Genomic DNA, 14,136 nt, shown 5'->3' with positions numbered 1-14,136 from the left:
CATGACATCGCCCATTCGCACCGAGCGGCACGACAACGTGCTCGTGATCGTTTCCGACAATCCCCCGGTCAACGCGCTGGGCCAGGCCGTCCGCGCCGGCCTCGCCGCCGGGATAGAGGAAGCGCTGGCCGATGACGCGGTCGAGGCGGTCGTGATCCGCTGCGACGGGCGCACGTTCTTCGCCGGGGCCGACATCACCGAATTCGGCAAGCCGCCGCAGGGACCGAGCCTGCCCGAGGCGCTCGACAAGCTGGAGGCGAGCGACAAGCCGGTCGTCGCCGCGATCCACGGCACGGCACTGGGCGGCGGCTGCGAAGTCGCCCTCGCCTGCCATTACCGTGTCGCGGTGCCGAGCGCGAAGCTGGGCCTGCCCGAGGTCAAGCTGGGCCTGATCCCCGGCGCGGCGGGCACCCAGCGCCTGCCCCGCCTGGTCGGCGCGGAAGCCGCCCTGCCGCTGGTCGCGGTCGGCAACCCGATCCCGGCCGGCAAGGCCCAGGCGATCGGGCTGGTGGACGAGATCGTCGGGGAAGACAGCCTGGAAGCCGACGCGATCGCCTTCGCCAAGGCTCGCATCGGCCAGCCGGTGCCCCGCACGTCGGAAGGCACCGCCAATCAGGACGGGGTCAAGAACCCGGCGATCTTCGACGAGTTCCGGCAGAAGAACGCGCGCAAGATGCGCGGCTTCGATGCCCCCAATGCCGCGATCGAGGCGGTCCGCGCGGCGGGCGAACTGCCCTATGCCGAAGGGGTGGAGAAGGAACGCGAACTGTTCATGAAGCTGATGGGCGGCACCCAGTCGAAGGCCATGCGCCATTACTTCTTCGCCGAGCGGGCGGCGAACAAGATCGACGACGTGCCGGCCGACACCCCGCTGATCCCGGTGAAGAAAGTCGGCGTCATCGGCGCCGGGACGATGGGCGGCGGGATCGCGATGAATTTCCTGTCCGCCGGCATCCCGGTCACGATCCTGGAAATGAAGCAGGAAGCGCTCGACCGCGGCACCGGGGTCATGCGCCGCAACTATGAAAACACTGCGAAGCGCGGGCGGATGACCGCCGAACAGGTGGAAGCCGCGATGGGCCTGCTGACGCCGACGCTCGACTACGCCGACCTCGCCGACTGCGACCTGGTGATCGAGGCGGTCTATGAAAGCATGGACGTGAAGAAGGACGTCTTCGGCAAGCTTGACGAGGTGGTGAAAGAAGGCGCGATCCTGGCGTCGAACACCAGCTATCTCGACATCGACGAGATCGCGACCGCGACGCAGCGCCCCGGCTATGTCATCGGCCTGCATTTCTTCAGCCCGGCGAACGTGATGAAGCTGCTGGAAATCGTCCGCGGCGCGAAGACGCGCGACGACGTGCTGGCGACCGCGATGAAGCTGTCGCGCAAGATCGGCAAGGTCGCCGCCGTCTCGGGCGTCTGCCCGGGCTTCATCGGCAACCGCATGCTGTCCAAGCGGCAGGAACAGGCGAACCAGCTGATCATGGAAGGCGCCGATTACTGGGAAGTGGACGAGGTCCTGCTCGATTTCGGCTTCCCGATGGGGCCGTTCCAGATGGGCGACCTGGCGGGGATCGACATCGGCTGGCACCGCGATCCGAGCAAGGTGACCACCGTGCGCGAGGCGCTCTGCGCCGTCGGGCGGTTCGGCCAGAAGGCGGGCAAGGGCTTCTACGATTACGACGAGGCGCGCAATCGCACCCCGTCGGACGAGGTCAAGGCGATCATCGCCGACTTCGCGCAGAAGGAAGGGCACGAGCAGCGCGAGATATCGAAGGACGAGATCCGCGAACGCCTGCTCTACCCGATGGTCAACGAAGGGGCGAAGATCCTGGACGAGAAGATGGCGCAGCGCGCCAGCGACATCGATGTCGTATGGATCAACGGCTACGGCTGGCCGCTCTATACCGGCGGGCCGATGTTCTGGGCCGACACGGTCGGGCTCGACACCGTGGTCGCCGGGCTGGAGAAGCACGGCCTTCCGGTCAGCGACTACCTGCGCGGCAAGGCGGAACGGGGCGAAAGCTTCACCGGCTAGACCGCCCGCCCGCCGCCACCCGCGGCATTCTTGCGGCACCGCCCGGCCCCGGCCGGCGGTGCCGCTTTCGCATCCGGCCGCCGCACCGCGCATTGTTCGAACACGCGGTATGAGTGGCATAGTGCAACTGGAAACCGGGCCGCGGCCGCTCCGCACGCGCGGGCTGCGACCACCCCTGTTCCGCCTTCGGTATGGTTCGGAACGGCAGATTTCCGCCGCGTTATGGCCGTAGACGACTCCGCACGAATCCTCATTCGGAATAAGGGTTTGACGAAACATTCGCACGAAAGGCGCGCCGGCGAACCGCGTTCCATTCCACGAATCGCTTGACATAGGACCCGTGAAATACTCCACTTTCGATGACCGGGTATGCATCGCCAAGAGAATGCAGCCCGTCATGGAGAGGAGAGGATCATGAGGACACGAGCCTTCAGGCACGCGTGCGCCCTGCCGGCACTGGCAACGGCGCTCGCCGCGACACCCGCACTGGCGCAGCAAGGCGCGCCCCCGCCGGACGGCCCCGCCCCCGGCACCCCGGCCCAGGCCGCCGCCGGCAGCGGCAATCCCGTCATCGTCGTCACCGGATCGCTGATCCGCGGCACGCCCGAGGACGCCGCGCTCCCGGTCGAGGTCATCTCGCAGGAGGAGCTGCTCGACCAGGGCTCGCCCACCGCGCTCGACCTGATCAAGAACCTGCCCGGCTCCAGCGGGGTGCTCGGCGATTCCAACCAGTTCGATTCCCGCTCGCAGGGGGGCGAGGGGATCGCGACGGTCAACTTGCGCGGGCTCGGCCCGTCGCGCACGCTGATCCTGCTCAACGGCAAGCGGCTGGCCAATTCGCCGATCGGGGTGCCCGCGGTCGATGCCAACCTCCTGCCCTCGGCCGCGATCGGCCGGATCGAGGTGCTGAAGGACGGCGCCGCCGCGACGTACGGTTCCGACGCGATCGGCGGGGTGGTGAACTTCATCACCAACAACCAGCTCGACGGCCTCGTGCTCAGCGGCGACTATCGCTTCATCGACGTGTCGGACGGCGACTGGACCGCCTCGGCCGCCTTCGGCCACCAGGGCGACGGGCTGCGCGTCCTGGCGAGCTTCGGTTACCAGCACCGTTCGCCGCTGGCGGCGGTCGACCGCGATTTCGCCGTCCGGCCCTATGCCGACAACCCGGCCGGCGGCTTCACCCAGGGCGGCAACCCCAGCGCCTTCCTGCCCTTCGCGTTCTACCCGGGCACGTTCGTCGGACTGACCGCCGGCTTCCAGGTCGATCGCGGGTGCGACGACCTGGGCGGCGTGCCGGTCCACGATTCGGCGCCGACCGATATCGACAGCGCGACCCGCTGCGCGACCCAGTACACGCCGTTCGACCTGCTGGTCGAACGCGAAGACCGCTGGCAGGCCTACCTCGAAGCGGAAGTGGAACTGACCGACACGCTCAGCGTCGAGGTCAGCGGCCTGCTGGGCAATACGCGGGTCTCGGCCAATACGTCGCCCAGCTATATCCTGCTCAACACCCCGACCCCGGGGCTGGCCAACCCGATCGGGTCGCAGTTCTGGGTTCCGCCGAACAATCCCGGCCTGATCGCCTATCGCGCGGCCAACCCGGACCAGTTCCCTTCCGGCGCGAACAGCGCGCTGCTGGCGGCGGGCGTGTTCCGCACCGCCCTCCTGGGCGGCAACCCGCTGTTCGCCGACCAGAACGGGATCGACGGGGCCGCGCCGGTCACTCGCGACAGCGAATCGACCCGCTTCACCGCGACCCTGCGCGGCGAGCACAGCGACGCGTTCAACTGGCAGTTGAGCGGGACGTACCATCGCTACACCCGCGAATCGACCGGCTACGACACGATCATCGACCGGGTGCAGCTGGCCCTGCGCGGCCTCGGCGGCGAGGACTGCGACCCGCTGACCGGCACGCCCGGCGTGGGGCCGTGCATGTTCTACAACCCGTTTTCGAACGCGATCGACCGTCACCCGGTCACCGGGGCGACCAATCCGGGCTACAACGCCGCGGTCGCCAACGATCCGGCGGTCTTCGACTACTTCACCAAGAAATCGAGCAGCCGGATAGAAAACGCGCTCAAGGTGGCGGACTTCGTGGTCAGCGGCCTTACCGGGATCGCGCTGGGCGGCGGCAATGCCATCGGCTACGCCATCGGCGCGCAATACCGGCAGAACGACTACAGCGCGCGCTACGGGATCTACAACAATCTCGACGTCTATCCCTGCCCGGCCTCGCTCGATTTCGGGGTCGATACCTGTCCGCGACCGATCGGCCTGTTCGGCTTCCTCGGGTCCGACCAGCCCAACGCCAGTTCGCAGGACGTGCGGGCCCTGTTCGCCGAATTGCAGATCCCGATCGGCGAGCGCGTCGATATCCAGCTCGCCGCGCGGTGCGAGGATTACGGCGGGGCGGTCGGCTCCACGTTCGATCCCAAGGCCAGCGCGCGCGTGCAGGTGACCGACTGGCTGGCACTGCGCGGATCGTACCAGACGACCTTCCGCGCCCCGCCCTCCAACCTCTTGACCGAGGGCGACTACGTCACCTCGCTGCAGTTCGTCGGCGGTTCTTTCCGCGCGGTCCAGGTCAACGACAACCCGGCCCTGACCCCCGAAAGCGCGGAAAGCTACGGCGGCGGCGTGCTGGTCGATCTCGGCCGCTTCCGGGCCAGCGTCGATTACTGGCGTTATGACTTCGCCGACGACATCGCGGCCGAGCCGGTTTCGGGTCTGCTCAACGCGGTGTTCGATTCCACGCTGGGATCGAACACCCCGGGCACCGCGCCGGCCGACTGCTCGAGCCCGCTGGCCGATCGCTTCACGTTCTCCGGCGGCCCGGCCGGCGGCGGGTGCGGCGCGCTGGCGCCGACCCTGGCCGACGTGACCACGATCGACACGTTCTACGCCAATGGCGCCGGGCTCCGCACCTCGGGCATCGATTTCCAGGCGAACTATCGCGGCGATTTCGGCGCGCGGGGAACCTGGGGCCTGGGCCTCACCGGCAGCTATGTCATCGACTACGAAACCAACGATTTCTTCATCGGCGACGAGCTGATCCAGCCCGGCTTTTCCGCGGTGGGCAAGCTCAATTACCAGACGACGGCCTATCCGCTGCCCGAATGGAAACTGAACGGCCATGCCGACATCGGCTGGGGGCGGCACAATGCCCGCCTGACGGTGACCCACATCAAGGGCTACGTCGACCAGCGCCAGCAGCCGGGGGACCGCGGCTACCGCATCCCCGATTTCACGACGCTGGATTTCACGCTGCGGCTGGGCCTGCCGATGGATACGGACCTGACCCTGTCGGTGCTGAACCTGCTCGACAAGGACCCGGGCTTCGCCGCGCTCGATTACAACTACGATCCGTTCACGGCGAACCCGCTGGGCCGCAATTTCAAGGTCGGCCTGCGCAAGGCCTTCTGACCGGGGCCGGGGCGGCTTTCACGAGCTGCCCCGAAACCGGGGCCCGTCGTTTCCAGTGCCGGGTATGGGGCCGCCGCGCCCACGCGCCTTTTCGCCCGGGCGGGCCGGTGCGCGCGGACGTTCGGCCCGGCCGACAAAACTGCCGGTTGCAATATGCGACGCAAATGCGCATCGATCGGGCAGAAACGATCGCTGGGGGTGGATTTGGAATATCGGGTACGCGCAGACAACGGCGAAGAAGGCAGCCGGCTGGAAGAGATCCTGCATCCCGCGCCGGGGGGCGAAGGCAGCTGGATCGGCGCGCCGGGGCCGAAGATGGGCCCGCGCCTGTTCGGCGGCCAGGCGGTGGCGCAGGCGCTGATGGCGGCCTCCCTCGAAGAGGATTCGGGCCGGCTCGCCCATTCGCTGCACTGCTATTTCCTCAAGCCCGGGATGGCCGACGAGCCGGTCGAATACCGGGTGACCCACCTCACCGCCGGGCGCAGCTTCGCCGCCCGGCGGGTGGAGGCCTGGCAGGGCGCCTTGTGCATCTTTTCCATGATCGCCTCGTTCCACCGGCCCGAACCGGGGTTCCGCCATGCCGACGAGTGCCCCTATCCGCTCGATGTCGAGGCCGCGCGCGCCGCGCTGGCCGAATGGCGCGCGCGGGGCGACGACGGGGCCGAGCCGCCGCTCGCCCGCCGGCTGCAGCGGCGCCCGATCGAGATCGTGCCGATCGACCCGGGATCGGTCTTCGGCGGGGCGGCCCGCGCGCCGCGGGCGGCGTGGTGGATGCGCCGGCGGAGGCCGTCGGGGGCGGGGCCGGAGATGCAGCGCGCGCTGCTCGCCTATGCCTCCGACATGCTGTTCATGCGCAATGCCATGCTGCCCCACGCGATCCAGCCGGGCAGCCACGACGTCCAGGCCACCAGCCTCGACCACGCGCTGTGGTTCCACGAGACGCCCGATTTCGACCGCTGGCACCTGTTCGCCAGCGAAAGCCCCTGGGCCGGCGGCGCGCGGGGGCTGAGCCGGGGGCATTTCTATGCCGAGGACGGGCGGATGATCGCCACCGCGCAGCAGGAAAACCTGATGCGCCCGCAAGGCGAGGCGCTCGAACGCCTCGCGCAGCAGGAAGCGGGCGCGCCGCCGCCTGCCTGACCGGGCGCACCCGGCGGGCCACACGAGACAGGAAGCGAAGAGAGGAACCGCGATGTCGCTATTCGACCTTACCGGCAAAGTCGCCGTCATCACCGGATCGAGCCGCGGGATCGGCCGCGCCATTGCCGAGGAACTGGCCGCCCACGGCGCGAAAGTCGTGATCTCCAGCCGCAACCAGGAAAGCTGCGACGAAGTGGCCGCGGCCATCGACGCGCAGCACGGCGCGGGGACCGCGCTGGCGCTCGCCGCGAGCATTTCGGACAAGGCCCAGCTGGAAGACCTGTTCGCCCGCACGCGCGAACGCCTCGGCCCGGTCGATATCCTGGTGTGCAACGCGGCGAGCAACCCGCACTACGGTTCGCTCGACGCGATCGACGACGAACAGTTCCGCAAGGTGCTCGACAACAATATCCTGTCGAACCACTGGCTGATCCAGCTCGCCCTGCCCGACATGCGGGCGAAGGGCGACGGTGCGGTGATCGTGATCAGTTCGATCGGGGGGCTGCGCGGATCGCCGACGATCGGCGCCTACAACGTGTCCAAGGCGGCGGACTTCCAGCTCGTCCGCAACTACGCGGTCGAGAACGGCGAGCATGGCATTCGCGTCAACGCGATCGCCCCGGGGCTGGTGAAGACCGACTTCGCCCGCGCGCTGTGGGAAAATCCCAAGGCCCTGGCCGCGACCGAGGCGCGCCTGCCCATGCGCCGGATCGGCGAGCCGCGCGACATCGCCGGGGCCGCGGTCTACCTCGCCGCCCCCGCCGCGCGCTGGACCACCGGCCAGATGATCGTGGTCGACGGGGGGGCGACGATATGAGCGGCCGGCTGGAAGGCAAGGTCGCGGTGGTCACCGGCGCGGCCTCGGGCATTGGCCGGGCGAGCGCGCTGCTCTTCGCCCGCGAGGGCGCGCGCGTCGTCGCCTTCGATCGGGCCGAGGGCGTTCACGAAACGGCCGAGGCGGTGCGCGCCGGCGGCGGGCGGGCCGTGGCCAGAACGGGCGACGCCGGCAGCGAGGACGACATTGCGGCGCTGGTCGCCGCCGCCGGGGCCGAGTTCGGCGCGCTGCACCTGTTCTTCGCCAATGCCGGGATCACCGGCGGCGTACGCGGCGGGTTCTTCGATGCATCGCCCGACGACTGGGCCGAGGTGCTGCGCGTCAACCTGATCGGCCCGTTCCTGGCGGTGAAGCACGCCGCCCCCGCGATCCGCGGCGCCGGCGGGGGCGCGATTGCCTGCACCGCGTCGGTCGCGGGCCTGCGGTCGGGCGCCGGGCCGGCACAGTATTCGGCGAGCAAGGCCGGGGTGATCAACCTGGTGCAGACGGCGGCGCAGCAGCTCGCCGGCACCGGGGTGCGGATCAACGCGGTCCTTCCCGGCCTGACCGAGACCGGCATGACCCGCCCGCTCTACGACAGCGCGCGCGCGGCGGGGAAGGAAGGGCGCATCGGGCAGCTCAACCCGCTGCTGCGCGGGGGCGAGCCGGAAGAGATCGCGGCGGCCGCGCTGTTCCTGCTTTCGGACGAGGCCAGCTACGTCAACGGGCAGGCGCTGGCCGTGGACGGCGGGCTGTCGAGCTCGCACCCGACCTCGCGCCCGCCCGGCGACCCGAACCGGCCCAGCTCCTGAGGAACCTGGGCCGCGTCGTGCGGGGCGGCGACAACCGGCCTAGAGCCCGGCGGCGACCGCGATCCAGTAAGTCGCCCCGGCGAAGACGTAAGCGAGCGCGAAGAGGTAGCCGACCATGAACATCGGCCATTTCCAGCCGTTCGTCTCGCGCCGGGCGACCGCGATGGTCGAAAGGCACTGCGGCGCGAAGACGAACCAGGCGAGGAAGGCGAGCGCGGTCGGCAGGCTCCAGCGCGCGGCCACTTCCTCCTCCAGCGCCATCGCGGTCTGCTCCTCGTCTTCGGAGGCCACCGCATATGTCGTCGCGAGCGAGGAGACCGCCACTTCGCGCGCGGCCATCGCCGGCACCAGCGCCAGCGCCATCTCGCGGTTGAAGCCGATCGGCTCGACCACGGCGTGGACCCCGGTCGCGATCGTGCCCGCGAACGATGCCTCCACCTGGCTTTCGCCCGGGTCGGCCTTGGGGAACGTCAGCAGGACCCACAGCGCGATCGTGGCGACGAAGATGATCGTGCCGGCCCGCCGCAGGAACACCCAGGCGCGTTGCCACAGCCCGATCGCCAGATCGCGCAGGCGCGGCATCTGGTAACGCGGCATTTCCATGATGAAGCCGCTCGCCGCGCCCTGCGCCACCGTGCGGCGCAGCAGGAGGGCAGCCGCCATCGCGCCGAAGATCCCGGCGACGTAGAGCGCGAAGAGCACGAGGCCCTGCAGCCCCACGCCCGGCCCGACCGTGGTGTTGGGGATGACCGCCGCGATGATCAGGGCATAGACCGGCAGGCGCGCCGAACAGGTCATCAGCGGGGCGACGAGGATCGTCGTCAGCCGGTCTTGCGGATCGGCGATGCTGCGCGTCGCCATGATCCCCGGAATCGCGCAGGCGAAGCTCGACAGCAGGGGGATGAAGCTCTTGCCCGACAGGCCCACGCGGGCCATCAGCCGGTCCATGATATAGGCCGCCCGCGCCATGTAGCCGCTCGCCTCCATCACCAGGATGAAGGCGAAGAGGATCACGATCTGCGGCAGGAAGACGACCACCGAACCGACCCCGGCCAGCACCCCCTCTGTCACCAGGTCGCGCAGGAAACCGCCCGGGAAAGCGGCGACGACCCATTCGGAAACCGCGGCCACGCCGGCTTCCAGCCCGTCGGCGAAGGGCGTCGCCCAGGCGAAGACGGCCTGGAACATGACGAACAGCAGCGCGAAGAGGATCGGCACGCCGAGCCAGGGATGGAGCAGGACCTTGTCGAGCCCGGCGTGGAGCCGGCGCCGGGCGGTTTCGGAACGCACCGCCGCACGCGCCATGTGCCGCGCGGCCAGGCGCCTTTCGGGCAGGGTCATGTCCTGCCGGGCGCGGGCAGCTTCGCCGGCCCCGCCCTCATCGGCCCCGCGATCGCCGGCGCGCGCGATCGCCGCGGCCAGTTCGTCCAGCCCGCGGCGGCGCACGGCGACCGTGGGGATCACCGGTACGCCCAGCGCCTGGGACAGGGCCGCGGGGTCGAGCGTCAGCCCGTCGCGTTCGGCGAGATCGACCATGTTCAGCGCCACGACCGTCGGCCGGTCGAGCGCGATCACTTCCTGCGCGAAGACGAGGTGCTGTTCGAGGTTGGCCGCGTCGAGCACGAGCACGAGGACTTCGGGCAGGGCCTCCCCCTCGAACTCGCCGTGGACGACCTTGCGCGTCACTTCCTCGTCGGGGCTGGCGGCGTCGAACGAATAGGAACCGGGCAGGTCGATCAGTTCGACCGGCTCGCCCGAGGGCAGGATCAGCCGCCCCGCCTTGCGCTCCACGGTCACGCCCGGATAGTTGGCGATCTTCTGGCGCGCGCCGGTCAGCGCGTTGAACAGCGCGCTCTTGCCCGCGTTGGGATTGCCGACCAGCGCGGCCGTGCGCTGGCGGCTCATGCCCGTTCCACCTGCATCGCGGCGGCATGGGCGCGGCGCAGGGCGACCGTCATCCGGCCGACCGTCACCGCCAGCGGATCGGCCCCGCCGAACATCCCGCGATGGGCCAGCGACACGCTGGCCCCTTCGTCGAGGCCCATGGCCCGCAGGCGCTTGGCATCCTCGGGGGCGAGGCTGGCCCAGTCCACCGCGACGACGGTCGCACGCTGGCCGCGATCGAGCTGGTCGAGCGTCATGCTGCGCGCGCTATGGGATGCAGGCGCACTTTGCAACGCATTATCAATAGGGCGGTCAACGCGCCGGGTAACGCAGGCGGCCGAGGAAGCGGGCGACGTTGAACCCATCGCGCTCGCCCCCGCCCAGCAGGCGGGCCTTGGCCTTTTCGAACCGCATGATCCCGGCGATCCGGCGATCGAGGAAGGCGCGCGTCTCGCGCTTGCCCTCGCTCTCGTCGTCGACGAAGACGCTCAGCGTCGCGCCGTAGATCGCGCCCAGCATCGTGCGCTTGGTATAGTGGTTGTAATCGGTCGCGGTGTCGCCCGCGCGGCGCCACATGATGTCCGCCGTGCGCCAGCCGAGCTGCAGCGCGCGGGCCGCGTTCTGCGGCATCGCCAGCACCGCCAGCGCGCGGCGCAGCGCCTCTTCCCGCCCGCGCATCGCGTCGAGCCGGGCGAGCACGAGGCCGGCGATCCGGTCGCGGATCTTCATTTCGGCGAGGCGTTCGGCGGGCAGCGCGGCGATCATCGCCAGGTCCACCGATCCGATCCACGCCGCGATCATGTCCATCGCCCCGCCGGGATAGGCGAGCGCGGCCACGTCCGGGTCCACCCCCTCGATCTCCGCCGCGGCGCGCACCGCCGCCTCGCTCCAGCCATCGAACACGACCGCGTCGGCCACGGCCGGGGCCAGCGCGAGGCGCAGCTCGTCCAGCGTCGGGTCTTCGGGCAGCGGGGGCGTCGGGCCGGTCATCGCGCGCGCCTCAGAACCGCGGCCCGTAGGTGGCACCGCCGTCGTCGCCGCGACGGGCATCGGCATCGGCGATCGCCTTCGCGATCCGCGGGTCGGTGCCGGGCATCGCGGCATAGTCTCGCGCGGAGCGGCCGGAATTGTCGGTCCGATCGGGGCTCGCGCCGTTTTCCAGCAGGGTTTCGACCATCGCCGTGTCGCGCCGGTGGATCGCCACGATCAGCGGCGTCTCGCCGGTGGCGTTGGTCTCGTCGACCCGCGCGCCGGCCTCGATCAGTTCCTTCGCCCCTTCGACGAAACCGAGACTGACCGCGAGCGAGAGCGGGCTGTTGCCGCGCTTGTCGCGCACGTTCGGATTGGCGCCTTTCTGCGTCAGGAACCGGATCCACACCGCGTCGCGCCGCTCGGTCACGATATGCAGCGCGCTTTCGCCGCTGGTGATGTCGCGCGCGTTGACGACGACCGATCCGGGCTGGCTCAGCGCCTCGGTCACCGCGGTCCCGTCGCGGTCGCGCACGGCCTTCAGGAACTCGTAGCCTTCCGACATCATCTGGGCCGCGGCGGGCGCCGTGAAGAGCGCGGCCGCGAGGCCGGTGGTCGCGATCGCCTTGCGCAAGAGGGCGCGGGCCATGCCTGTCCTACCTTTCATCGCGTTTCGTCCGTGCGGGCCGCCACGTCTGGGCGGGGCCGCGATCCGGGGGCATGGCGCCCCCTTGCCGAACGGCGATTAGCAGAGCATGAAGCGGCGCGCCATGCCTCTCCCCATCATGCCCTCCCTCCGCCGCGCGGCCCTCGCCCTTGCCGGGGCGCTCGCGCTGACCGCCTGCGACAGCCAGCCCACGCTCGAATCGGCCCCGCTCCACGGCGCGGCGATCGGCGGGCCTTTCGCGCTCACCGGACAGGACGGCGCGGTCCATCGCTGGGCGGATTACGACGGGCAGTGGCGGATCGTCTATTTCGGCTATACCTACTGCCCCGACATCTGCCCCACCGATGTCCAGCGCCTGTCGCAGGGGCTGATGCAGTTCGAAGACGCCAACCCGCAGCGCGGGGCCGGGGTCCAGCCGATCTTCATCACGATCGACCCGGCGCGCGACACGCCCGACACGCTGGCCCAGTTCGCTTCCAACTTCCACCCGCGGCTGGTCGCGCTGACCGGCAGCGAGGACGAGATCGCGCAGACCGCCAAGGCCTTCGGCGTCTATTTCTCGCGCGGGCGCGAAGGCGAAGGCGGCGCCTACGACATGAATCATTCGAACATCGCCTATCTCTTCGCCCCCGACGGCGCGCCGGTGGCGATCCTGCCGACATCGGAAGGCGCGGATGCGATTGCCGCGGAACTGGACCGGTGGGTGCGCTGAGGGACCGTTTCTGGGAACTGCCACTGGCGGATCTCTCGCGCGAGGAGTGGGAAAGCCTGTGCGACGGCTGCGGCCGCTGCTGCCTGCACAAGATCGAGGATGCCGACAGCGGCGAGATCGCCGATACCAATGTCGCCTGCAAGCTGCTCGACACCGATACCGCGCGCTGCAGCGACTATCGCCATCGCAAGGCCTACGTGCCCGATTGCCTGCGCCTGACGCTGAAGATCGTGGACGAGGTCGAATGGCTGCCCGAAACCTGCGCCTACCGCCGCCGGGCGGCGGGCCGGCCGCTGCCCGAATGGCACCACCTGCTGACCGGCGACCGCGAGGCGGTGCACCGCGCCGGGGCCTCGGTCGCCGGGCGGGTCATCAGCGAGCGCGAGGCCGGGCCGCTCGAACACCATATCGTGGACTGGGACGCGCCGTGATCGACTGGCTCCGCCGCGAACCGCGCGAGGCGCCCGAGATCGCGCTGGGCCAGCGGCGCCTGCCGGTGATCGTCGTGCGCCACCCGCGCGCCCGGCGCATGACGCTGCGCCTCGCGCCCGCGGGCGACGCGGTGCGCGTCACCCTGCCGCGCTGGGGCCGGACGGCCGAGGCGCTGGCTTTCGCCCGCTCGCGCGCCGAATGGCTGGCGGCGCAACTGGCCAAGGTCCCCGCCCCCGATCCGCCGCGCCCCGGCGGCCGCCTGCCCTACCGCGGGCGGGCGCTGGCGATCGCCTGGTCGGCCGAGGGCCCGCGCGGGCCGCATCTCGTCGACGAGACGATCGCCGTCGGCGGGCCGCAGCGGCACCTCGCCGCGCGCCTCGCCCGCTGGCTGGAGGGAGAAGGCCTGCGCCTGATGGCGGCGGACCTGGCCGATTTTGCCGCCGCCGCCGGTCTGCCGCGGCCCGCGCTGCGCCTGTCGCGCGCGCGGCGTCGCTGGGGCAGCTGCGCCAGCGACGGGACGGTGCGGATCAACTGGCGGCTGGTCATGGCGCCCGACGCGGTGCGCCGCTCGGTCGTCGCGCACGAAGTCGCCCACTTGCTCCATTTCGACCACGGGCCGGCGTTCAAGGCGGCGCTCGAACGGATCTACGACGGCGATCTCGCCGCCGCCGACCGCTGGCTGAAGGACCGCGGCCGCACGCTCTACGCCCCGTTCGGCTGACCGATCGCGGCGCGCGCGATCGCGGCACTGGCACTCGGGCCGGCGAACGCCTATCTTGGCGCCATGCGACTTATCAGCCGCCTCAATCCCGCCGAAGGCGTCGGCGACTTCTGGGCCTATATTCGCCGTCCGCAGCCCTATCGCTGGCCGATCCTCGGCCTGTCGATGCTGATGACCGGCAGCCTGCTGTTCTGGGTGATGCAGGAACGGTACTACCTGCCGCCCGAACGGCCCGAGGTCACGTACATCACCACTTTCGCGCCGGGGCGCACCGACGAGGAGATCGCCGCCTCCAACCGCGCCAACCAGGAACGGCAGGAGGCGCTGGCGGCCGAGCGGGCCGAGCGCGAGGAGCTGCGGCGCGAGATCTACCGCACGTTCGGCCGCGCGGCGGGGATGGACGTCGAGCGGATCGAGCGCGAGGCCGCCGAGGAACGCGCGCGCGAGGAAGCGGCCGAGGCCGCCCGCCGCGCGGCGATGGCCGGCGATTCGATTGCCGAACGCGCCGAATAAGGCCG

The 14,136-nt window shown here is 70.4% G+C and carries 13 protein-coding genes; 9 read left to right on the top strand and 4 right to left on the bottom strand.

The window, feature by feature from the left end:
- Window position 1 precedes the first annotated feature (1 nt).
- From GRI72_RS00315 to GRI72_RS00295, 5 genes are all read left to right on the top strand, one after another.
- Window positions 2-2,041, top strand: coding sequence for a 3-hydroxyacyl-CoA dehydrogenase NAD-binding domain-containing protein (locus GRI72_RS00315; RefSeq protein WP_160731960.1), 2,040 nt, complete (start codon window positions 2-4; stop codon window positions 2,039-2,041).
- 414 nt (window positions 2,042-2,455) lie between these two features.
- Window positions 2,456-5,467: a TonB-dependent receptor domain-containing protein gene (locus tag GRI72_RS00310; RefSeq protein WP_160731959.1), complete on the top strand. Its 3,012-nt coding sequence runs from the start codon at window positions 2,456-2,458 to the stop codon at window positions 5,465-5,467.
- Window positions 5,468-5,665: 198 nt separating this feature from the next.
- Window positions 5,666-6,607, top strand: coding sequence for an acyl-CoA thioesterase (locus GRI72_RS00305; RefSeq protein WP_337191097.1), 942 nt, complete (start codon window positions 5,666-5,668; stop codon window positions 6,605-6,607).
- A 52-nt stretch (window positions 6,608-6,659) separates the two neighbouring features.
- Window positions 6,660-7,424, top strand: a complete 765-nt coding sequence (locus GRI72_RS00300; RefSeq protein ID WP_160731958.1) for an SDR family NAD(P)-dependent oxidoreductase — start codon at window positions 6,660-6,662, stop codon at window positions 7,422-7,424.
- A complete protein-coding gene (locus tag GRI72_RS00295; protein WP_160731957.1) occupies window positions 7,421-8,233 on the top strand; it encodes an SDR family NAD(P)-dependent oxidoreductase in 813 nt (270 codons plus the stop codon). The genes GRI72_RS00300 and GRI72_RS00295 overlap by 4 nt, the downstream gene beginning before the upstream one ends.
- 39 nt (window positions 8,234-8,272) lie before the next feature.
- On the opposite strand, the gene feoB is transcribed toward GRI72_RS00295, so the two are convergent.
- The 4 genes from feoB to GRI72_RS00275 are packed head-to-tail and all read right to left on the bottom strand — an operon-like array spanning window position 8,273 to window position 11,735.
- A complete protein-coding gene (gene feoB, locus GRI72_RS00290) occupies window positions 8,273-10,138 on the bottom strand; it encodes a ferrous iron transporter B (protein ID WP_160731956.1) in 1,866 nt (621 codons plus the stop codon).
- Window positions 10,135-10,374: a FeoA family protein gene (locus tag GRI72_RS00285; protein WP_160731955.1), complete on the bottom strand. Its 240-nt coding sequence runs from the start codon at window positions 10,372-10,374 to the stop codon at window positions 10,135-10,137. The genes feoB and GRI72_RS00285 overlap by 4 nt, the downstream gene beginning before the upstream one ends.
- A 55-nt stretch (window positions 10,375-10,429) precedes the next feature.
- Complete coding sequence (locus tag GRI72_RS00280; RefSeq protein ID WP_160731954.1) at window positions 10,430-11,107, bottom strand: COQ9 family protein; 678 nt, start codon at window positions 11,105-11,107, stop codon at window positions 10,430-10,432.
- Window positions 11,108-11,117: 10 nt separating this feature from the next.
- Complete coding sequence (locus tag GRI72_RS00275; RefSeq protein WP_237486629.1) at window positions 11,118-11,735, bottom strand: ankyrin repeat domain-containing protein; 618 nt, start codon at window positions 11,733-11,735, stop codon at window positions 11,118-11,120.
- A gap of 136 nt (window positions 11,736-11,871) precedes the next feature.
- On the opposite strand from GRI72_RS00275, the gene GRI72_RS00270 reads away from it, so the two are divergent.
- The 4 genes from GRI72_RS00270 (at window position 11,872) to GRI72_RS00255 (ending at window position 14,131) form a co-directional block, all read left to right on the top strand.
- Window positions 11,872-12,465, top strand: a complete 594-nt coding sequence (locus tag GRI72_RS00270; RefSeq protein ID WP_237486627.1) for an SCO family protein — start codon at window positions 11,872-11,874, stop codon at window positions 12,463-12,465.
- Window positions 12,453-12,896 carry a YcgN family cysteine cluster protein gene (locus tag GRI72_RS00265; RefSeq protein ID WP_160731952.1) on the top strand — a complete coding sequence of 148 codons (444 nt, stop codon included), beginning with the start codon at window positions 12,453-12,455 and terminating at the stop codon, window positions 12,894-12,896. The genes GRI72_RS00270 and GRI72_RS00265 overlap by 13 nt, the downstream gene beginning before the upstream one ends.
- Window positions 12,893-13,618, top strand: a complete 726-nt coding sequence (locus GRI72_RS00260; protein ID WP_160731951.1) for a YgjP-like metallopeptidase domain-containing protein — start codon at window positions 12,893-12,895, stop codon at window positions 13,616-13,618. Before GRI72_RS00265 ends, GRI72_RS00260 begins: the two co-directional genes overlap by 4 nt.
- Window positions 13,619-13,681: 63 nt before the next feature.
- Entirely contained in the window at window positions 13,682-14,131 is a 450-nt protein-coding gene (locus GRI72_RS00255) for a hypothetical protein (protein WP_160731950.1), read from the top strand.
- Window positions 14,132-14,136 lie beyond the last annotated feature (5 nt).

Source organism: Pelagerythrobacter marinus (assembly GCF_009827515.1).
GTDB lineage: Bacteria > Pseudomonadota > Alphaproteobacteria > Sphingomonadales > Sphingomonadaceae > Pelagerythrobacter > Pelagerythrobacter marinus.
This window is presented reverse-complemented; position numbering and strand designations above follow the sequence as displayed.